Genomic DNA, 19036 nt, shown 5'->3' with positions numbered 1-19036 from the left:
GTGAAAGGATCGCGCCGTGCCGTCACTGTTCGCGTCGTACCTACGGGTTTACGAACCGCTGACCGCCTTCGACCCGGACCGGCAGGTCTTCTGGCGCGAGTACGCGCGCCAGGGCCGTGACCTGGGGCCGATCGAGGGGCCGGTCCGCCAGCGCAGCGCCGTGCTCGAGGCGCTCGGCGCGGGCTGGACCCGTCTGCCCGAGTTGCCCGACGAGGCTTACCTGCTGGAGTGGGAGGACACCCTCCTGGTCTGCCCGTGGAGTCTGCGCCTGCGGGTCGCCGAGGCGGCGCTGAACGCCCGCGACGGCGTGCCCGCGGTGCTCGCCGACGCCTTCGTGCCGCCGGTGCTGGCCGGGCAGGCCAAGGCAGTGGTGGAGGACTGGCGCAGCGGCGCCAAGGTCCTGGAGCAGGGTGTGCCGCGGGTGCACGAGCAGATCGCCACCTGGGGTGTGCCGTTGCGCTGGTTCGCCTTCGTCGATCTCGACGAGCGGGAGATCGCGCTGTCCGGCCGCCGGCGCACGCTGCGTTACCGCACGGAGATCTCCAAGGCCCGCCGCCGGGCGCATCGAGCGGTGTCGGTGTTGCGTAAGTCGCTCGGCGACGCGCCGATCACCGAGGCGGTCGAGGAGGGCACCCGCTGGCTCGAGGAGTTCCACCCACGCTCCGTGGTGGAGCTCGACTACGGCGGCCTGGTCAACCTCCTCCCGGAGGACAGCCTCACCGAGGACGATTCCCCCGGACTGGTGGCAGCCGGACTTTCCGCACTTTCCCGTGGTGACGCTGAGTCAGCGAGTGAGGCCTACGAGAAGCTGGTCGCCCGGTGGCGGGTCGTCCAGCTTCTCGAGCGATGCAACTGACCTGCGGAAATAGGACAGACGGGCAGTTTTCCTCGTGTCTGGGAGCGCTCCCGAGGTGAACACTCTTCGTAATTGCGGGTCCGCGAAGCGTGATAATCAGACTAAACGAGACACTATCTGGCGTAGAAAACACGGAAAAATCGGGCATGCTTCATCCGTCTATCTGGGGACGTTCGTCCGTTCGGCCCATGTCGGACATCGGGGACTAGCCGGACCATGAGAGACGCACCGGCCGGCGGGACCCCGGCCGATGTTTATAGGCACCTGTGGAGGAGTGACCGATGGCATCGCGTACGCACGATCCCGAGCCGCTACTAACGCCGGCCGAGGTGGCGTCGATGTTCCGTGTCGACCCGAAGACCGTGACTCGGTGGGCGAAGGCGGGCAAACTCAGCGCTATTCGCACGTTGGGTGGCCACCGTCGTTACCGGGAGTCGGAGGTTCGTGCCCTGCTGCAGGGACAGATTCCCACGCAGCGTCAGGGCGACTGACCCGGTCGACCAAGACCGTTGCAAGGGGCGAGCGCTGGGGAAGGCGATCGCCCCTTCTTCGTCTCAACGATCCGACGACCTTGAAGGAAACCGCTGCCCGGCGCCGGCTTCGTGCGGCGCCGGCTGCTTTTCCCGTACGAACTGAGACTCCCGCCGGCCGTCGGCAGGATTCCACGGCCCCGTGATCTGACCAGCAGGTCTCCCGGCAGTCGGCCGGGACGGACTCCGGTCAGTTCACCAGCACCGCGACGGTGCCGCCGGAACCACGGCGGATCCGGCTGCCGAGCATCAGCAGACGGCCGACCATGCCGTACTTCTTCCGGATGCCGGTGCCGATCCGGCCCAGATCCGAGGTGTCGCCGATCCGCGCGACCGCCTCGACCGCGTCGCCGGTCGGCGTGCCCCGCACGTCGCACGGGCCCACAGTGACCCGCCCGTTGTTCCGGATCCGCTTGTGTTTGCCGCTTTCGGCGACCGTCCAGAATCCGAGACCGCCGCCGGAGTCGGGCACCACCCACAGCGGGGTCGCGACCGCGCGCCCGTCCCTGCGGAACGTCGTGAGCAGGACGTATTTCTCCGACCCGAGTTGCTCCAGTCCGGCCATGTCCTCAAGAGTAGTGACCGTGGATGAACCGGCAATCGGCGACGCCTTCGGCGAGATGATCAGAGACGCGTACGCGGTGCGTACCGGCGTCGGGCCGCGACCGCTCGCCGGTGGCCGGCTGCCCCGTCCGGTGATCGAGGTGATCGAACGCGACGACGGGCTGATCAACGGTGCACCCGCCGACCACTACCTGGACGAACCGGACGCCTGGCAGCCGCACGACCACCGGGCGCTGAAGTACTGCCGGGGCCGGGTGCTGGACATCGGCGCCGGTGCCGGGCGCACCGCGCTCGAACTGCAACGCCGGGGTGTCGCGGTGACCGGCCTGGACACCTCGCAGGGCGCGATCGAGGTGGCCCGCAGACGGGGACTGCGCGACACCGTGCTGGCCACCGTCGACGAGTTCGCCCGGGCCCCGGTCCGGTACGACACGTTCCTGCTGCTCGGCAACAACCTCGGCCTGCTGGAGAGCCCCGAACGCGCCCCGGTGTTCCTGGACGCCCTCGCCCGGCTGGCCGCCCCGGGTGCCCAGATCGTCGCGCAGGGCACCGATCCGTACGGGACGCGGGACCCGGTGCATGTGGCGTACCACGAGCGGAACCGGGCACGCGGGCGTCTCGGCGGGCAGTTGCGTCTGCGGCTGCGCTACCGCGAGGTCGCCACCGGGTGGTTCGACTATCTGAACTGCTCGGCCGCGGAGCTCGAAGCGCTGGTGGCGGGCACCGCGTGGCGGCTGAAATCGATCGACGAGCGGGATCGGCCGTACTACCTTGCGGTCATGGAGCTCACCCATTGACCACACTCACCCGCGACCAGGTTCGCATCAGCAGACGGATCTCGATGGTGCTGCGGCACCGTCCCGAGACGGCCGGTCTCACCCTCGACCCCCATGGATGGGTGCCGGTTGCGGCACTGCTGTCCGCTCTCGGCATCTCCCGGGAGACGCTCGACGCCGTGGTGGCCGGCAACGACAAGTCCCGGTTCGCGGTGGCGCCCGGCCCGGACGGTGTCGACCGGATCCGGGCCAGCCAGGGGCACTCCCGGCGGGTCGCCGTCGACCTGGACCTGCCGCCCGCCGTCCCGCCCGCCGAGCTCTTCCACGGCACGCCCCGGGCCAACCTCGACGCGATCCTGCGGGAGGGGCTGCGCCCGCGCAGCCGGCATCACGTGCACCTCTCGGCGGACGTGCCGACCGCGCTGACCGTCGGGCGCCGCCGGTCCGCCGACGTGGTGGTCCTGGCGGTCGCCGCGACGGTGATGACGGGCGAGGGTCACGTGTTCCACCGCAGCGACAACGGGGTGTGGTTGACCTCTGCCGTCCCCGTACAGCACCTTTCGATAAAACGGACAAATCCGTAATCTGCCAGGTTGATCGTCCATCCACAGTGGCCAGTGCCGGGTTCCCCGGACAGCGGCGCGAAACCGCCGTTAACTTGGACGGATGGGGACGGTCACGCGGCGTCAGCTCACCGATCTTCCCGGCACCCTCGGACTGCCGCTCGCCCTCGGACTCGTGCTGGTGCTCGCCTTCCTCACCTTCGGCCTGCCGTTGCTGGACCAGGCCGTCCCGGCGCAGCGACCGGTCCCGGCCGGCCTGCCCTATCCGGTCGGCGCCGGGGTCACCGTCGTGCCACCACCCGGCGCCACCCTCGACGTCACCGGCACCCGCCCCGGTGAGGACCGGGGCACCGCGCTCTTCCGCGTCGGCCGGGTCCGCTACGCGATCGCCGTCCAGCCCTTCGACGGTGACCTGAGCGCCGCCGCGGTCCGTCTGCGCCAGCGCATCACCGGCACCTCCGGCCACCGGGTCACCGGCACCCAGCTCGCGGTCTCCACGGCCGGCGGTCTCGACGGCGTCCAGGGCGTCTACAGCGCCGGCGGACGCGACGGCCGGTACGCGGTCTTCGTCGCCCACGGGCTCACCATCGAGGTCACGGTCAGCGGTGCCGACCTCGACCTCGGCCGCACCCTGCCGGCCATCGACGCCAGCACCCGGACCCTGGACTACGAGGCCGGTCGATGAGCGACCCGGTGCGGCCGGGCGCCACGGCGGCCGCGCTCGCCCGGCAACCGGCGTTCTGGATCGTTCTCGCGCTGCTCGCCGCCGGAGCGATCCGGATCGGCCAGATCACCACCCGGTTCCTCGCGACGTTCCCGATCGCCACGATCACCGCGATCGCACTGTTCGCGCTGCTCGCCGTCCCTTTCTGGCTCTTCGTCTCGGAACTCGACTTCCTGGAACGCGAACCGGCCGGCCTGCGCGTGGTGGCCTTCGCCTGGGGAGGCCTGGTCGCGACCACGGTGTCCATCCCGGGCAGCACCGCCCTGGAGAACCTGATCGCCAAACTCGGCTCCCCGCACCTGGCCGCCGACTGGGGTGCCGCCCTGGCCGGGCCGACCGTCGAGGAGATCGCCAAGACACTCGGCGTGGTGGCCATCGTGCTGATCGCCCGCGCCCAGGTGAACAGCGTCCTGGACGGCGTCGTCTACGGCGCGCTGGTCGGGCTGGGCTTCCAGATCGTCGAGGACGTGGTGTTCGCGATCGGCGCGGTCGCGCTCGCCGGCGAAGGCGACCAGGTCCAGCCGGTGATCACCACGTTCCTGGTCCGCGGCTTCCTGGCCGGGGTGTGGAGCCACACCCTGTTCGGCGCCCTGGCCGGCGCCGGCATCGGGTACCTCGTGGTCACCCCGGACCGCGGCCGGGGACACCGGGTCGCGATGGCCGGATGCGCGTTCTTCGGCGCCTGGGCCTCGCACGTGCTGTGGAACTCGCCGCTGCTGCGGGACGGCCTGGGCAACGGCGCGCTGGCCCTGCTCGCGGTGCTGGTCGTCAAAGGCCTGCCGCCGCTGCTGCTCATCCTCTGGCTGGTCCGCCGCGCCCACGACCAGGAGGCGGCCTACTACGTCGCGAAACTCGCCACCCTGCGCGACCCGGCCCTGATCACCGACGGCGAACTGCGGGTGCTCGGCTCCGGATCACGGCGCGCGGCCGCCCGCCGGCACGCCGCGGCAAGCGTCGGCCGCCGCGGCCGGGCCGCGGTCCGCCGTCTGCAACGTGCCCAGGCCCGGCTGGCGGTGGAGTTGAGCCGGGCCCCGGCGGAACCCACCGAGGACACCGCGATCCGGCACCGCGCCGAAGTCCGTACGCACCGCGCGGCGCTGGAATCGCTGGGCCACCCGGAGGCCGTCGAAGGCGTCCGCTCCTGGCGGCACACCGTCTCCACGGTCGGCACCACCGCGGTGGCGCTCGCCGTCCTCTGGGTGGCGTTGTCCGCCCTGAGCGGCTAGCGCCTGTCACGCGAGGGATGGCAGGACGGCACCTGAACCTCGCCGCGCTCCTGCCCCTTCACGAAACAGGCGCCGGGCTCAGACGGTCGCCGGCGGCAGTCCGCCGTCGCCGTCCACGACCAGGTCCGGGTTTCCGTCCTCGTCGAGGTCGACCATCGTGACGTCGACCTTGCCGTCACCGTCGGTGTCGAACTGGTACAGGTCCGGCTTACCGTCGCCGTCGGTGTCCGAGACCCAGACGTCGACCTTGCCGTCGCCGTTCGCGTCGCTGGTCACCAGATCCACGCGGGTGTCGCCCCGGGTCTCCACGGTCTCCTGCGGCTCCGTCATGGCCCTCCCCTTTCCCTGCCGGATCTTCCGGCTCGATGGACACATCTGTACCCGATCACCGCCAGAGGCAGACGTCCGGCTGTGATACATGTCGCTGGGTGCTGGTTGATACGCGGGTAACGTACGCCGTCGTGGATATCGCGGAAGACGGCACGCAGCACCTGTTCACCAGCAGCGGTGGCGGTGCGCTCGCCGAGCGGATGGGCATCGTGATCACCGAGGCGACCGCCGAGCGGGTCGTCGGGACCATGCCCGTCGAGGGCAACACCCAGCCGTACGGTCTGCTGCACGGCGGGGCCTCCTGCGTGCTGGCGGAGACGCTGGGCTCGGTCGGCGCGGTGCTGCACGGGCAGACCGTCGACCGTCCGTTCGCGGTCGGCGTGGACATCAACGCCACCCATCACCGGGCCGCCCGGTCCGGACTGGTCACCGGCGTCGCCACCCCCGTGCACCGGGGACGTGCCGTCGCGACGTACGAAGTGGTCCTGCTCGACGAGGCGGACGAGCGGGTGTGCACCGCGCGCATCACCTGCCTGCTCCGCGGGGCCTGATACTCACAGGTAGATCCACGAGCGGAGCTTGACGGTTCCGCGTACCTTTTCTGACGTGACCGAAGTACCACAGCACGCATTCGACGACGCCGCGCAGGTTCTGGAGAGCGCGCTCACCGGCGACAGCGCTGCCGTGGCCGACACCTTCGACGCGGTGGTCAGCCGTGAGGGTGTGGTCGGGGCCTGGGACGTGGCCTGGTGCCTGGCGGCGACGATGGTCGGCCAGGTGCCGATCGGTGGCGCCTGGACCCTGGAGTTCCCGGGCATCGACGACGCGCGGTATGACAAGCGCTGGGTGGCGAGGTTCGTCAGCGCGTATGTCAACGGCGACTTCCCGACCGGTGAGGCGCTCTTCGGCGCCGCGATCCAGGACGGGCAACTGCCGGACTGCCTGATCGCCCTCGCCGGATCCACCGTCGCGACGTTGCGCCACCGCGACGCCCGCGCTGCGTGACCGTGCTCCGACGCGTACCCCGGAGACGTCTGTCCTATCTGGTCCGGAGATAGAGCGCCTTCGCGTATTGCGCGGTCGCCGCGGTGTTGAACATCGCCGCCTGCGACATGAAGAAGCCGTTGTCGGCGATGGCCCGCGATGCCTGCGCCGACCCGGACCAGCGGATGTCGGCCTCCACCTCGGACAGGCCGCGGGCGCGGAACTGCCGCCGCATCGCGGTCTGACCGTTGCGGAAGGCCTCGGAGGCCTCCTCGGCGCTGCGCATGCACGACATCGCCTTCTCGCAGAGCGCCTCCGCGAGGGTGAAGGCCGCCTGTTCCGCCTCGTTCGTGAAGGTCTGCACGACCGTGCCCTCCTTTGACCGAACCCGATACCACACTGTGATGGACCGGGCGTCGCCCATCAAGAGGCTGCCCCGTGAGTGTGGATGAGTGGGGCGGCTTGCCGGTGTGCGCACAAAGGACGAATCCGCGGCTGCCGATCAGGTCTCGGTTTCCTGTGCGGTTGCCATGAATTCGGCCGCCACCCTCGAAAAGTCGGCCGGAGGTGGCTACCGTTCTGTGCAAGGCCCGTGCCGTTCCCCCCGTGACGGCACGGGCCTTTCTCATGATCAGGTTCGGTCTTTTCGGCTGGTGGCGACACCGCCGTACCCCCTTAGGCTGCGGTGGCTGTTGATCTCATGGGGAGAAGAAGACCTTGATGCACTCGTTCCGCCGCAAAGCCCTCGCCACCGTCGGCCTCACCGCCGCCGCGGTCGCCGCCACGTCGGTGATCGCCAGCCCGGCACAGGCCTACACCAGTGGGCTGGCGAAGGTCGTCGGTTCGTCGACGGTCCAGTTCAACGCCCTGATGGGCAAGAGCAACAACCTGGTCATCACGATCAGCGGCCGCACCGTCACGCTGAACGACACGGTCGCGCTCACGGCGGGCAAGGGCTGCAAGGCGGTCAAGGGCGACAAGACCAAGGTCAAGTGCACCACCAAGAAGAAGACCACGAAGATCACCGCTGCCCTCGGCGACAAGAATGACAAGATCACCAACAAGACCGGGGTCTACCTGTTCGCCGACGGCGGCTCCGGCAACGACGTCCTGATCGGTGGCTCGGCCGGCGAACAGCTGCAGGGCGGCACCGGCAACGACAAGATCTGGGGCAACGGCGGCAACGACACCCTCTTCGGCGGCTCCGGCAACGACCTGATCAAGGGCGGCGCGGGCGACGACAAGATCGACGCCGGTGCGGGCACCGACACCGTCTACGGCGAGGCCGGCAAGGACGAGGTCCACGCCGGAGCGGGCAACGACGTCGTCTACGGCGGCGCCGGCAACGACTTCCTCCTCGGCGAGGCCGGCAACGACAACCTCAAGGGCGAAGCCGGCGACGACGAGCTCCAGGGCGGCGCGGGCAACGACAAGCTCTACGCGGGCGCGGGCGCCGACTGGGCCATCGGTCAGGCCGGCGACGACCTGATCTACGGCGACGCCGGCGAGGACGTCCTGATCGGCGGCGACCTCGACAGCAGCGGCAACCACACCGGCAGCACCACCGCCCGCGACCGCCTCGACGGCGGCTCGCAGGCGGACGTGTGCCTGGTGCGGGCCGCGGGCACCGCGGTCAACTGCGAGGACCTCCGCAAGAACGCGGTGGACGCCGCGGACCTGGCCACCCTGCGCGGCTGACCCCTCGTCCCTCGGAACGGCCCGGCATCCTCTGCCGGGCCGTTCTTGTCTGGGTCGCTCGTTTCGGAAGCTGTTCCGAAACGGGCTCCACATCCACGGCGGGTGTTGCCACACCCGCCACGGATGTACACAGCGCCGTCAAACCCGTACCCCCATGCGGCATCGACACACTCTTCTACCGCAAACCGGGCGCTGCAGTGCTTCACGGCCCGCCTGACACCGGCCGGCGCCCGCTCACGCGGATGACAGCGCCCGACCCCGGACTTCCTCGGCACGCATGCCCACGACACCTCAAGCCGACAACGCGTCCACTCTCCCGAAGTCGATCACCTGGCCCCGCGCTATTGCTGCCTCACCGACGTTGAAGCAGCAGTAGCGCAGGGCCAGGTGATCGACTTCGCAGGGGCCCACCGCCGGCACACACGCCTCCGACCCCGGCCACTACAAGCGCCCGGCACCGGCTACAGCCACCCCCGACGACCTGATGACCCGGACCAGAGTGACGCCGAAGGTCGAACGGCAAGATCAGCAACCGATCGCCACCACCACACCTGCCGCCTGCTGACCGGGCCAGCTAGACACGTTTCGCGGTCAAGGTCTGCGTGGTGATTTCGGGCGCGCTGGACGCCCGTAATCACCACACCCGTGGCGGCGTGGTGATTACGGGCGTGCTGGGCACCCGAAATCACCACACCCGTGGCGGGGCGTGGTGATTACGGGCGTGCTGGGCACCCGAAATCACCACACCTGTGGCGGGCGTGGTGATTACGGCCGCGCTGCGCACCCCAACTCACCACACCCCAACTCACCACACCCGTGGCGGAGCCGACGGCCCTCGATCCGCAGCTGAAGATCGAAGGCGGCACGCGCCGGGTGCCAATGGCGATGCCGTCATCCGGTCGGTTGGCTCCGGACGAAGTCGAGTGGCACATGGGCAGACTTCGTCGGCGAAGGACACTGCTGGAGGGAACCGGACGCGGTGCGAGAGATAGCCCCGACAGTGAAAGGGAGTGACCGTGGTGGGGCCACGAGCGACCACCGAAACGACTGAAGAGGCCCGGAAATGACGAAGCCCTCAACCGCGAATTCGCAGAAGAGGGCTTGTCTACCTGGTTCGGTAAAAGTGGCCAGGGGCGGGGTCGAACCGCCGACCTTCCGATTTTCAGTCGGACGCTCGTACCAACTGAGCTACCTGGCCGCGACGTGCATTGCGGTCCTGACGGGACTTGAACCCGCGACCTCCGCCTTGACAGGGCGGCGAGCACTCCAACTGCTCCACAGGACCTTGCTATGTAACTGTCATTCCGTGCCGGTCTGTCAGTGACTTGCGATCACTAACTTACCAGTACCCCCAACGGGATTCGAACCCGTGCTACCGCCTTGAAAGGGCGGCGTCCTAGGCCACTAGACGATGAGGGCAACTCCGCCATCATTGCACACCACGCTGGATGCGTGATCGGCAACGTTTGGTGGCCTTGACCTCAGCCGCTTCGACCTCAGCCGCTTGGCCCCAACCGCGCCCCGTTGAGGCCTGCAAAGCATATGTGATCCACCGACCGCCCGCCAAATCGGTATCCCCGATTCCGTTCGCAACGCTGTGACCAGGTCAAACGTCAACGGTTCCGGCGATGGCCACCAGGTTCACCGCGTCGGTGAGGCTGCTGAGCGGGGTCACACCGACCGGCAGCGCGTCCATCGGCCAGCCCGGTCCGGCCGCCGCGACGACCAGCGGCGGGTGCGGCAGCCGCATCAGGTGCTGGAGTTGGCCGACGTCGCCGGTCCCGCGCAGCTGTGACCAGAGCACGACGGCCGCCGGCCCGGTCCGGGCCACCGCATCCTCCAGCGCCCGGACCGGCATCCGCGCACCCAGCATCCGGGCCGGCACCCCCTTCTCGGCCAGCGCCGCGTCCAGGGCCTCCAGCGGCAGCGTGTGCTGTTCCTCGTCGGCGGCGGACAGGAGGATCCGCGGCGTTCCGGAGGGCCGCGGCACCGCGCCGAGGACCTCGGTGACCGTCCGGGACAGCAGGTGTTCGACCTCGATGAAGCGGCGGGTCGCCTCGTACCGTTCGCCGACACCGATCAGCACCGGCATGATCACCTGCTCCCACGCCGGCACCACGCCACGCCCGGCGATCGCGGCTTCCAGGACGGAGCGCATCGACGGCACGTCCAGCCGCATCGCGGACCGTCCGAGCCCCCGTGCTGCGGGGTCGGCGTGCGGCCCGAGGGCGATGGTCTGCCCACCGCCCGAGCGGGAGGAACCCGGGGCGGCAACGGGGACGGCAACGGGGACGGGAGCCGGTTCCGGGGTACGCCGAGCCCACGCCGCAGCCTCGGCCGGTGCCACCCCTTGAGCCGTCAGTCGTTGCATCACCTCCAGCCGGACGAGGTCCTCGACCGTGTAACGCCGATGATGTCCCGGCTCGTGCCGGCTGGGTCCGAGCCCGTAACGCTGATGCCAGGTGCGCAGGGTGGTGACCGCGACGCCCAGACGTCGCGCGGCGGCACCGGGGCTCAGCCCCTCATCGCCCACCCGACCGCTCCGAACGAGAGGAGTCCGGAAGCGGGTGAACCGCGAAATCGGAGGAGTAGACCGAGACGACCCCTTCGAGCCAGGGCGCGTACGACAACGGATCCGCCGAGATACGCCCCGGCAGGTCCTCGGGCGCGACCCACAGCAGCCGTGCCACCTCGCCGGGGTCGGGCCGGAACTCCATCCCGTCCGGCACGTCGGCCACGAGCACGTGGTCGTACTCCCGCTCCACCCGCCCGGTCACCGGGTCCTCGGCGAAGTACGAGTGGACGCCGACCTCCGAGAGGGTGGAGGAGAGAGCGGAGGCGGTGACGCCCAGTTCCTCGCCGATCCGCACCTCGGCCGCCGCGGCCACCGACTGTCCGGGCGCCGGATGCCCGCAGCACGTGTTGCCCCAGCGCAGCGGGAACCGGGTCTTCGCCGCCGACCGCTGCTGCAGCAGCACCCGGCCGGACGGGTCCCGCAGGAACACCGAGAACGCCCGGTGCAGCGTGCCCGGTGCCTCGTGTGCCCGGAGCACGGTCGTCGACCCGATGGCGGTGCCGTCCGGGTCGACGAGTTCGACCAGGAGGTTCTCCCGGTGGGTCATGAGGCGCTCCCGGTGACCCGGGCGGCGGCCAGTTTCCCGGAGATCAGCACCATCGGCACGCCGACTCCCGGTTGCGTCCCGGAGCCGGTGAAGACCACGTTGGGTAGCGTCGGGTGCAGGTTGGCCGGGCGGAACGGCCCGGTCTGCGCGAAGGTGTGTGCGGCGGCGAACGGGGTGCCGGCGGCCATGCCCTCGTCGGCCCAGTCGGCCGGCGTCACGATCCGCCGCACCTCCACCCCGTCCCGGAAGCCGATGTATCCGCGCTGTTCCAGCACGCCCAGGATCTCGTCGGCGTAGCGCTCGCCGAGTCCGCCCCGCCAGTCGAACGGTGCCTTGTCCAGGTTGGGGGCGGGCGCGAGCACGTAGTAGCTCTGCCGGCCGTCGGGCGCCGCGGACGGGTCGGTGTGGGTCGGGTTGGTGACCAGCAGGGATGGGTCGCTCATCAGCAGACCCTTGTTGATCACCTCGTCGAAGGTGCCCTTCCACGACGTACCGAAATGGATGTTGTGGTGTGCGGTCTTGCTGAACGAAGCCCGTGACCCGATGTGCAGGACCACGCATGACGGGGAGTAGCGGAGCCGGCGTGACGAAGCCCGCGGCGGGAGCAGGTCGCGGTAGGCGATCGGCAGATCCGGATTGAGTACGACCACGTCGGCCGGAATGTGGTCGCCGCCCGCGGTGAGCACTCCGGTGGCTTTGCCGTGTGCCGTGGTGACCTTCTCGACGGTCGTGTCGTACCGGAAGGTGACCCCGTGTTTCTCGGCGGCGCCGGCCAGCGCCCGCGGCACCGCGTGCATCCCGCCCTTGGGGTAGTACACCCCGGCGACCGAGTCGAGGTACGCGATCACCGCGTAGATGGCGAGCGCGTCGTGCGGGGCGAGTCCCGCGTACATCGCCTGGAACGAGAAGATCCGCCGGGTCCGCGGGTCCTTGAAGAACTGATCGATCTTGGGCTGGAGTCGCCGGAACCCGCCCATTCCCAGCAGCTTCAGCAGGTTGAGGTTGAGCAGGTCGATCGGGGAGTCCAGGTTCCGGTCGATGAAGTTGTCCCGTTCCAGCTGCCACAGCCGCCGGGTGTAGTCCACGAACCGCAGGTAGCCGTCGGCCTCGCGCGCCCCGCAGACCCGGGCGATCTCGGCTGCCATCCGGGTCGTGTCGGTACGCACGTCAAGCGTCGACCCGTCCGGGTAGAACGCCCGGTACGCCGGGTCGAGCGGGGTCAGCTCCAGCCAGTCCGAGAGCTTCTCGCCGACCGCCGCCAGGGGTTCCTCGATCAGTTCCGGCATGGTCAGCACGGTGGGCCCGGTGTCGAACTCGTATGCACCGAGGGCCAGCCGCCCGGCCCGGCCGCCCGGCACCGGTTCCCGTTCGACGACGGTGACCTGGCGCCCGGCCGCGGCCAGGTGCAGGGCGCACGCCAATCCGCCCAAGCCGGCGCCGACCACCACGACGCGTTCGGTGGGCCCGTTCACAACTCGCACGTCACGACTCCAGACAGAGGGGGAAGAACAGGGATCATGCCGGTCGGTGCGTGGCGGCGACGGCCAGCTCGAGCAGTGCGGCCCGCGCGTCGGGCTGCATGGGCGCCGCCCGGATCGCCGCGACACCCTCCTCGACCCGCTCCTGGATCATCTCCTCGACGCGGTCCCGTGCGCCGGTCGCGGTGATGATCTGCGCCTGCCGGGAGGGGCCGGCACCCCGGTCGAGTTCGTCGCGCTGCGCGTCGGTGGCCATCCGCCGGGCCAGCATCCGCAGGGTGGTCGGTTTCTCGCTGCGCAGGTCGTCGTCGGCGGGTTTGCCGGTGACCGCCGGGTCGCCGTACACACCGAGCAGGTCGTCGCGCAGCTGGAAGGCCTCGCCGACCGCGATGCCGTAGATCTGGAACGCCTCGTCCAGGCGCGGGTCGCCGCCGGCCAGCGCCAGGCCGAAGCCGAGCGGCCACTGCACGGTGTAGCTGGCGGTCTTGTGCCGGGCGACGAGCAGTGCGCGTTCCACCGACCACGAGCCGGGGTCGGTCTCGCCGAGCACGTCGAGGTACTGCCCGGCGACGGCTTCGATGCGCATCCGGTCATACCGGGTGCGGGCCTCCATCAGCACGTGCGGTGTCAGCGGGGTACGCGCCAGCAGCTGATCCGCCCACACCAGGCAGAGGTCGCCGGCCAGTATCGCCGCGGACGTCCCGAACCTGGTGCCGTTGCGGGCGGCGAAGAGCCGGTGCGCGGTGGGCCGTCCCCGGCGGGTGGCCGAATCGTCCATCACGTCGTCGTGGACCAGCGCGAACGTGTGCATGAGTTCGAGAGCGCCGAGAGCGGGTAGTACAGGTTCGACCGGTTCGGCTGGGCCGGTGATCCCACGCCACCCCCAGTACGCGAAGGTCGGCCGGAGTCGCTTGCCGCCGGCCATCACCAGGTCACGGGCAGTCCGGGCGAAGCCGCCCAGCTCGGGGTCGACGGCGTCCAGGGCGGCGATCTGCGAGGCGAGGAAATCGGCGAGCGTGCCCTCGACGGCGCCGATCAGCGCTCGATGCGAGACCGGCTGGCGGGGGATCGCTTCGACGCGATTTCCCTCGAGGGTGTGATTGGCCACGCTGGGTACCGTACCCTAACTCGTTGAAGTTGCGTCGATTCGTGCGTCGATTTAACCGGGAGGCCCGGGATGGAAACCGATTTGGCGGCGGCCTATGAACGCTGCCGCGAGCTGCACCGAGAGCACGGGCGGACGTACTACCTGGCCACCCGGTTGCTACCGGCGTGGAAGCGGCGGCACGTGCATGCCCTGTACGGTTTCACCCGATATGCGGACGAAATCGTGGACCGCACCGAGTCCCGGCCCCCCGCCGAGCGGGCCGCCCTGCTGACCGCCTGGTCCGACCGGTTCCTCGCCGGACTGCGCGGCGAGGACGTCGACGACGAGCTGCTGCCCGCCGTCCTGCACACCATCGCAGTGTTCGACCTGGACCTCGAGGACTTCGAGAAGTTCCTGCGCAGCATGGCCATGGACATCACCGTCACCGGCTACCGCACCTACGACGACCTGCTCGACTACATGGACGGCTCGGCCGCCGTCATCGGCACCATGATGCTGCCGATCCTGGGCTCCTCCGACCCGGTCGCCGCCCGCGAACCCGCCCGCCAGCTGGGCTTCGCGTTCCAGCTCACCAACTTCATCCGGGACGTCGCCGAGGACCTGCGACGCGACCGGATCTACCTGCCCGAGGAGCATCTCGCCGCGCACGGCGTCACCCGCGAGGACCTGGAACGCGGCGTCACCACCCCGCCGATCCGCAACCTGATCAAGGCCGAGGTGGCGCTGGCCCGCGAGCACTACGCGGCCGCCGCCCCCGGCATCCCGCTGCTGGAACCCGCCTCCCAGGCCTGCATGCGGACCGCCTTCCAGCTCTACGGCGGCATCCTCGACGAGATCGAGGCGGCCGGCCACGACGTCTTCACCCGACGCGCCACCGTGCCCAACCACCGCCGGGCCGCGGTCGCCGTCCGCAGCCTGCTGACCCGCCCGGGCACCCCGATCCAGTTGGCGGCCTGATGCGGACCGCGGTCGTCCTGTTCACCCGCGACCTGCGGGTGCACGACAACCCGGCCCTCGCCGCGGCGTGCGCGAACGCCGACCGGGTGATCCCGCTCTACGTGCTCGACCCGACGCTCGGCTCGCTCTCCCCGAACCGCACCCGGTTCCTCCACCAGAGCCTCGCCGACCTGCGCGAACAGCTGCGTGAACGCGGCGGCGACCTGGTCCTGCGCACCGGCGACCCGGTCGCCGAGACGATCAAGGTGGCCCGGGAGCACGACGCCGCGTGGGTCGGCCTCGCCGCGGACGTCAGCCGTTACGCCCGCCGCCGGGAACGCCGCCTCGCCGAGGAGTGCGAACGGCACCGCCTCGCCCTCGAACTGTTCCCCGGCGTGACGATCGTCGAACCGGGCGCGGTCCGGCCCGGCAGCGGCGGGGCGGCGTACAAGGTGTTCTCGCCCTACCACCGGTCCTGGTCACAGGCGACATGGCGGACCGAGGCAGCGGTACCGGCCGCCGTCACTCTGCCCGGCGGGATCAGCGTCGGACGTCTGCCGGCCGTCCCGGACGGCGAATCACCCCATGCCGCCGAAGGAGGCGAGACCGTCGCTCGGCGGCGGCTGAGCACATGGTTGCGCCATCTCGACGGGTACGCGGAAGCGCACGACGACATGCCGGGTGATGCGACCAGCAGGCTCAGCCCGTACCTCCGCTGGGGTTGCCTGTCGCCCCTGGCCGTCGCCGAGGCGGCCAGGTCCCGCAACGCCGACGCCTTCGTCCGTCAGCTCTGCTGGCGCGACTTCTATTACCAGGTCGTCGCGATCTTCCCGAAGATCTCCACCGAACCGATCCAGGCCGCCCGGGACACCGGCTGGCGCACCGACGAGGACGCCCTGCGGCACTGGCAGGACGGACTCACCGGGGTCCCGGTCGTCGACGCCGGGATGCGCCAGCTGCGCACCGAGGGCTGGATGCACAACCGGGCCCGCCTGATCACCGCGGCGTTCCTCACCAAGCACCTGGGCATCGACTGGCGCCTCGGCGAACGGTGGTTCTTCCGCTGGCTGCTCGACGGCGACGTCCCGAACAACTCCGGCAACTGGCAGTGGGTGGCCGGGACCGGCAACGACACCCGTCCCTACCGACGCTTCAACCCGATCCGTCAAGCGCAACGGTTCGACCCCGAAGGCGTGTACGTTCGTCGCTACGTACCCGAACTCAAGGGAATCGACGGCGCCGCCGTGCACCAGCCGTGGCGCCTGCCCACTTCGATACGCCGTGACCTCGACTACCCCGCGCCACTCGAGTCGCATCGCGACGAAGCCGTGTGGCTGCGGCCGTAGATTCCGCTTTCGAGCGGAAGGGAGCGGGGCCCGCCGGCGTTGCGTCCGTCAAAACGTCAACCGGTGGGCTCCGCTGCCGTTCTTTCTTTGCTTAGCTGTGCCCCATGGGTGAATCGGTCGAAGCAGTTCAGCAAGTGGACGTCGTGGTCGTCGGTCTCGGAGTCGGCGGCGAGGAGGTCGGCGGCCGGCTCGCCGCGGCCGGCCTGAGCGTGGTCGGCGTCGAACACAACCTGGTCGGCGGCGAATGCCCCTACTGGGGATGCATCCCCACCAAGATCATGGTCCGTGCCGGGTCGGCCCTCGCCGAGGCTCGCCGCATCCCGCAGCTCGCCGGCACCTCGACCGTCACACCGGACTGGGCACCGGTCGCCAAACGCATCCGCGACGAGGCCACCGACGACTGGAACGACAAGGTCGCCGTCGACCGGTTCACCGGCAAGGGCGGGACCTTCGTGCGAGGCCGGGCCACGATCGTCGGTCCCGGCCGCGTCAAGGTCGGTGAGCAGGTGTACGCGGCCGGCCGCGGTCTCGTCATCGCGACCGGCACCGCCGCCGTCATCCCGCCGATCGACGGTCTCGCCGGCACCCCGTACTGGACCAACCGGGAAGCCGTCGAGGTCACCACCCTCCCCGCATCGCTGCTGATCCTCGGCGGCGGCGCGATCGGCTGCGAGTTCGCCCAGGCCTTCGCCCGCTTCGGCGTCCAGGTCACGATCATCGAGGGCTCGCCGCGGGTGCTCGCCGCCGAGGAACCCGAATCGTCGGCGGTGGCGGCCGAGGTGCTCGCCGCCGACGGCGTCACCGTCCGGCTCGGGGTGCACGCCGAACGCGTCGACCACGACGGCGGCTTCACCGTCACCCTCACCGACGGCAGCACCGTCACCGGCGAACGGCTGCTGATCGCGACCGGTCGCAGCGCACGCCTCACCGACCTCGGACTCGAGACCGTGGGGCTCGACCCGCAGGCCCGGTTCCTCGGCACCGACGACCGGATGCGCGCCGCCGACGGGATCTGGGCGGTCGGCGACGTGACCGGCCACGGTGCCTTCACCCACATGGCGATGTACGAGGCCGACATCGCGGTCCGCGACATCCTCGGACAGGGCGGGCCGGGCGCCGACTACCGCGCACTGCCCCGCGTCACGTTCCTCGACCCGGAGATCGGTGCGGTGGGACTGACCGAGAAGCAGGCCCGCGACGCCGGCCTCGACGTGCGGGTGGGACATGTGCCGCTCTCGTACACCTCCCGGGGTTTCATCCACGGACCCGGCAACGAGGGCTTCATCAAGGTGATCGCGGACGCCGGGCGGGGAGTCCTGGTCGGCGCCAGCACCGCGGGGCCGTCCGGTGGCGAGATGATCGGCGCGCTGGCGGTGGCGGTGCACGCCGAGGTGCCGCTGAGCACGCTTGCCAGTCAGATCTGGGCCTACCCGACCTTCCACCGCGGGATCGGCGATGCCCTGAAGGCACTCGCCTAGACGTTTCGGTCGCCGTCTCCCGGGCACCCGTCTGACATGTTGCGCCAGGCGATCACCAGACTCGAACAGGCTGACGCCCTCGACGGCGCCGGCGACAGAATCCAGTCCGTGGTCACGGCGGCGGTCCGGCCACGCCGACTGCGCGACCTCCTGCACGGCAGCCCGTGGGGGCACCCGCTGCACCCGGTCCTGGTCCAGGTTCCCGTCGGGGCGTTCCTCTCCGCGGCGATCCTCGACCTGGTGCCGGGTGGGCGCCGGTCCGCCACCACGCTGATCGCGGTCGGCACCGCCGGAGTCGTGCCGGCCGCGATCGCCGGCTGGGTCGACTGGTCCGAGACGACCCGGGACCGGCGCCGGGTCGGCCTGGTGCACGCGGCGACCAACGCGGTCGCCACCGGTCTCTACGTGAGCTCGCTGATCGCACGGCTCACCGGCCATGCCGGTCGGGGCCGGGCACTGGCTTACGCCGGACTTTCGGTTGCGGGAGCGGGCGCCTATCTCGGGGGCCATCTCTCGTACGCGCAAGGCGCCGGCATCAGCCATGCGGCGCCGGAGGTAGCCCTCGTCCCGGAGTCGTGGACCGTGGTCTCCTCGCTGGCCTCGCTACCGGACGGGAAGACCGCGGTCCGGAAGGCGGGTGGTGTCCCGGTCCTGCTTCACCGGCGCGGCGATCAGGTCACCGCGCTGATCGAGCGCTGCTCCCACGAGGCCGGTCCGCTCGGTGAGGGCGAGATCGAGGGGACCGGCGCGGACGCCTGCGTGGTGTGCCCGTGGCACGGAAGCACGTTCAGGCTGGCCGACGGGGCGGTAGTGCACGGGCCGGCCGGGAATGCGCAACCCGTTCTGCCGGTACGGGTTCGCGACGGAGCCGTCGAGGTGCGCCGACCCTGATTCTGGCTTTTCCCGGCGTTGAGCAGGGGTTATGCGCAACACTGGTACCCGATTTGGAGCAGCGGGAGACCTGCGGGTAATGTTTTGCGAGCCAGCAGGGAAACGGGCGAGGCAAAACGAAGAACTCCACTTCAGTGGAGGGCTTCGGACCGGCCGTCCTGCTAAAACTTCTGATCTTGAGACCAGGGCATAGCCATGGGCTCTGATCGGTGGGGCGAACTAGGTTAGATCGGCACCAACCGGGAGAAACCGGTTGACAACGCCAAGAAGACCTAGTAAAGTTGAGCGAGTGCCCCGGACAACGGGCCGCGGAAGCGGGTCGTGAGATGGTGTGCGGTTGTTCTTTGAGAACTCAACAGGGTGCTTGATAAGCCAGTGCCAATTATGGCAATACCCCGGCTCATCATTTCGGTGGTGGGTTGGAGA

General features: G+C 70.1%; 20 protein-coding genes and 3 tRNA genes. 13 read left to right on the top strand and 10 right to left on the bottom strand.

All coding sequences use genetic code 11. The features are described from left to right. Window positions 1-16: 16 nt before the first annotated feature. On the top strand, window positions 17-856 hold the full coding sequence (locus QSK32_RS37400) for a DUF8083 family protein (protein ID WP_285474611.1): 840 nt from the start codon (window positions 17-19) through the stop codon (window positions 854-856). Between the two features lie 281 nt (window positions 857-1137). Next, window positions 1138-1347 (top strand): BldC family transcriptional regulator, encoded by a 210-nt coding sequence (locus QSK32_RS37395; RefSeq protein WP_014687221.1) that lies wholly within the window; start codon window positions 1138-1140, stop codon window positions 1345-1347. A 229-nt stretch (window positions 1348-1576) separates the two neighbouring features. Here the strand turns inward: QSK32_RS37395 and QSK32_RS37390 are convergent, their stop codons facing one another. After that, complete coding sequence (locus tag QSK32_RS37390; RefSeq protein ID WP_045742610.1) at window positions 1577-1951, bottom strand: PPOX class F420-dependent oxidoreductase; 375 nt, start codon at window positions 1949-1951, stop codon at window positions 1577-1579. 55 nt (window positions 1952-2006) lie between these two features. Here QSK32_RS37390 and QSK32_RS37385 point away from each other — a divergent pair, with 55 nt between their 5' ends. The 4 genes from QSK32_RS37385 to QSK32_RS37370 all read left to right on the top strand — a co-directional run bounded on the left by QSK32_RS37385 (window position 2007) and on the right by QSK32_RS37370 (window position 5239). Next, a complete protein-coding gene (locus QSK32_RS37385) occupies window positions 2007-2747 on the top strand; it encodes a class I SAM-dependent methyltransferase (protein WP_285474660.1) in 741 nt (246 codons plus the stop codon). Next, window positions 2744-3310: an RNA 2'-phosphotransferase gene (locus QSK32_RS37380; RefSeq protein ID WP_285474610.1), complete on the top strand. Its 567-nt coding sequence runs from the start codon at window positions 2744-2746 to the stop codon at window positions 3308-3310. Before QSK32_RS37385 ends, QSK32_RS37380 begins: the two co-directional genes overlap by 4 nt. An 82-nt stretch (window positions 3311-3392) precedes the next feature. Continuing rightward, window positions 3393-3974 carry a hypothetical protein gene (locus QSK32_RS37375; RefSeq protein ID WP_045742612.1) on the top strand — a complete coding sequence of 194 codons (582 nt, stop codon included), beginning with the start codon at window positions 3393-3395 and terminating at the stop codon, window positions 3972-3974. Next, complete coding sequence (locus tag QSK32_RS37370) at window positions 3971-5239, top strand: PrsW family intramembrane metalloprotease (protein WP_045742613.1); 1269 nt, start codon at window positions 3971-3973, stop codon at window positions 5237-5239. The genes QSK32_RS37375 and QSK32_RS37370 overlap by 4 nt, the downstream gene beginning before the upstream one ends. 78 nt (window positions 5240-5317) lie before the next feature. Here the strand turns inward: QSK32_RS37370 and QSK32_RS37365 are convergent, their stop codons facing one another. Next, window positions 5318-5569: a hypothetical protein gene (locus QSK32_RS37365; RefSeq protein WP_045742614.1), complete on the bottom strand. Its 252-nt coding sequence runs from the start codon at window positions 5567-5569 to the stop codon at window positions 5318-5320. A 200-nt stretch (window positions 5570-5769) separates the two neighbouring features. Between QSK32_RS37365 and QSK32_RS37360 the strand changes: the two genes are divergently transcribed. Together QSK32_RS37360 and QSK32_RS37355 are read left to right on the top strand one after the other, a co-directional pair. Further along, window positions 5770-6120 carry a hotdog fold thioesterase gene (locus QSK32_RS37360; RefSeq protein WP_045742645.1) on the top strand — a complete coding sequence of 117 codons (351 nt, stop codon included), beginning with the start codon at window positions 5770-5772 and terminating at the stop codon, window positions 6118-6120. 55 nt (window positions 6121-6175) lie between these two features. Further along, a complete protein-coding gene (locus tag QSK32_RS37355; protein ID WP_045742615.1) occupies window positions 6176-6574 on the top strand; it encodes a hypothetical protein in 399 nt (132 codons plus the stop codon). Window positions 6575-6608: 34 nt separating this feature from the next. On the opposite strand, the gene QSK32_RS37350 is transcribed toward QSK32_RS37355, so the two are convergent. After that, complete coding sequence (locus tag QSK32_RS37350) at window positions 6609-6917, bottom strand: hypothetical protein (protein ID WP_045742646.1); 309 nt, start codon at window positions 6915-6917, stop codon at window positions 6609-6611. Window positions 6918-7273: 356 nt separating this feature from the next. On the opposite strand from QSK32_RS37350, the gene QSK32_RS37345 reads away from it, so the two are divergent. Continuing rightward, entirely contained in the window at window positions 7274-8251 is a 978-nt protein-coding gene (locus QSK32_RS37345; protein ID WP_052720478.1) for a calcium-binding protein, read from the top strand. Window positions 8252-9375: 1124 nt separating this feature from the next. Here the strand turns inward: QSK32_RS37345 and QSK32_RS37340 are convergent. From QSK32_RS37340 to QSK32_RS37310, 7 genes are all read right to left on the bottom strand, one after another. Further along, window positions 9376-9449: transfer RNA gene (locus tag QSK32_RS37340), tRNA-Phe, on the bottom strand. 13 nt (window positions 9450-9462) lie between these two features. Next, window positions 9463-9536: transfer RNA gene (locus QSK32_RS37335), tRNA-Asp, on the bottom strand. Window positions 9537-9597: 61 nt separating this feature from the next. Then, window positions 9598-9670, bottom strand: a tRNA-Glu gene (locus tag QSK32_RS37330). A gap of 187 nt (window positions 9671-9857) precedes the next feature. Next, window positions 9858-10784 (bottom strand): MerR family transcriptional regulator, encoded by a 927-nt coding sequence (locus QSK32_RS37325; protein ID WP_285474609.1) that lies wholly within the window; start codon window positions 10782-10784, stop codon window positions 9858-9860. Continuing rightward, a complete protein-coding gene (gene idi, locus QSK32_RS37320) occupies window positions 10774-11373 on the bottom strand; it encodes an isopentenyl-diphosphate Delta-isomerase (protein ID WP_045742617.1) in 600 nt (199 codons plus the stop codon). Before idi ends, QSK32_RS37325 begins: the two co-directional genes overlap by 11 nt. Further along, window positions 11370-12854 (bottom strand): phytoene desaturase family protein, encoded by a 1485-nt coding sequence (crtI, locus tag QSK32_RS37315; RefSeq protein ID WP_285474608.1) that lies wholly within the window; start codon window positions 12852-12854, stop codon window positions 11370-11372. Before crtI ends, idi begins: the two co-directional genes overlap by 4 nt. Before the next feature lie 34 nt (window positions 12855-12888). After that, window positions 12889-13959: a polyprenyl synthetase family protein gene (locus QSK32_RS37310; RefSeq protein ID WP_045742619.1), complete on the bottom strand. Its 1071-nt coding sequence runs from the start codon at window positions 13957-13959 to the stop codon at window positions 12889-12891. 69 nt (window positions 13960-14028) lie between these two features. On the opposite strand from QSK32_RS37310, the gene QSK32_RS37305 reads away from it, so the two are divergent. From QSK32_RS37305 to QSK32_RS37290, 4 genes are all read left to right on the top strand, one after another. Then, the gene (locus QSK32_RS37305; protein ID WP_045742620.1) at window positions 14029-14916 is read left to right on the top strand and encodes a phytoene/squalene synthase family protein; all 888 of its coding nucleotides are present in this window, start codon (window positions 14029-14031) and stop codon (window positions 14914-14916) included. Continuing rightward, entirely contained in the window at window positions 14916-16241 is a 1326-nt protein-coding gene (locus QSK32_RS37300) for a cryptochrome/photolyase family protein (protein WP_285474607.1), read from the top strand. The genes QSK32_RS37305 and QSK32_RS37300 overlap by 1 nt, the downstream gene beginning before the upstream one ends. 104 nt (window positions 16242-16345) lie before the next feature. Next, window positions 16346-17719, top strand: coding sequence for a dihydrolipoyl dehydrogenase family protein (locus tag QSK32_RS37295; protein WP_045742622.1), 1374 nt, complete (start codon window positions 16346-16348; stop codon window positions 17717-17719). A gap of 36 nt (window positions 17720-17755) precedes the next feature. Beyond that, entirely contained in the window at window positions 17756-18610 is an 855-nt protein-coding gene (locus QSK32_RS37290) for a Rieske (2Fe-2S) protein (RefSeq protein WP_211275368.1), read from the top strand. Window positions 18611-19036 lie beyond the last annotated feature (426 nt).

The organism is Actinoplanes sp. NBRC 101535 (assembly GCF_030269225.1).
Taxonomy (GTDB): Bacteria; Actinomycetota; Actinomycetes; order Mycobacteriales; family Micromonosporaceae; genus Actinoplanes; species Actinoplanes rectilineatus.
Note: the sequence above shows the minus strand (reverse complement) of the source record. Positions and strands in the feature narration are given on the sequence as shown.

Bases quoted from the DNA above. Each gene is read 5' to 3' on its own strand.
- QSK32_RS37375 (WP_045742612.1), top strand. From the start codon at position 3,393: ATGGGGACGGTCACGCGGCGTCAGCTCACCGATCTTCCCGGCACCCTC.
- QSK32_RS37365 (WP_045742614.1), bottom strand. From the start codon at position 5,569: ATGACGGAGCCGCAGGAGACCGTGGAGACCCGGGGCGACACCCGCGTG.
- QSK32_RS37345 (WP_052720478.1), top strand. From the start codon at position 7,274: ATGCACTCGTTCCGCCGCAAAGCCCTCGCCACCGTCGGCCTCACCGCC.
- QSK32_RS37305 (WP_045742620.1), top strand. From the start codon at position 14,029: ATGGAAACCGATTTGGCGGCGGCCTATGAACGCTGCCGCGAGCTGCAC.
- idi (WP_045742617.1), bottom strand. From the start codon at position 11,373: ATGACCCACCGGGAGAACCTCCTGGTCGAACTCGTCGACCCGGACGGC.
- QSK32_RS37290 (WP_211275368.1), top strand. From the start codon at position 17,756: ATGTTGCGCCAGGCGATCACCAGACTCGAACAGGCTGACGCCCTCGAC.
- QSK32_RS37295 (WP_045742622.1), top strand. From the start codon at position 16,346: ATGGGTGAATCGGTCGAAGCAGTTCAGCAAGTGGACGTCGTGGTCGTC.
- QSK32_RS37390 (WP_045742610.1), bottom strand. From the start codon at position 1,951: ATGGCCGGACTGGAGCAACTCGGGTCGGAGAAATACGTCCTGCTCACG.
- QSK32_RS37395 (WP_014687221.1), top strand. From the start codon at position 1,138: ATGGCATCGCGTACGCACGATCCCGAGCCGCTACTAACGCCGGCCGAG.
- QSK32_RS37370 (WP_045742613.1), top strand. From the start codon at position 3,971: ATGAGCGACCCGGTGCGGCCGGGCGCCACGGCGGCCGCGCTCGCCCGG.
- QSK32_RS37300 (WP_285474607.1), top strand. From the start codon at position 14,916: ATGCGGACCGCGGTCGTCCTGTTCACCCGCGACCTGCGGGTGCACGAC.
- QSK32_RS37385 (WP_285474660.1), top strand. From the start codon at position 2,007: ATGATCAGAGACGCGTACGCGGTGCGTACCGGCGTCGGGCCGCGACCG.
- QSK32_RS37360 (WP_045742645.1), top strand. From the start codon at position 5,770: ATGGGCATCGTGATCACCGAGGCGACCGCCGAGCGGGTCGTCGGGACC.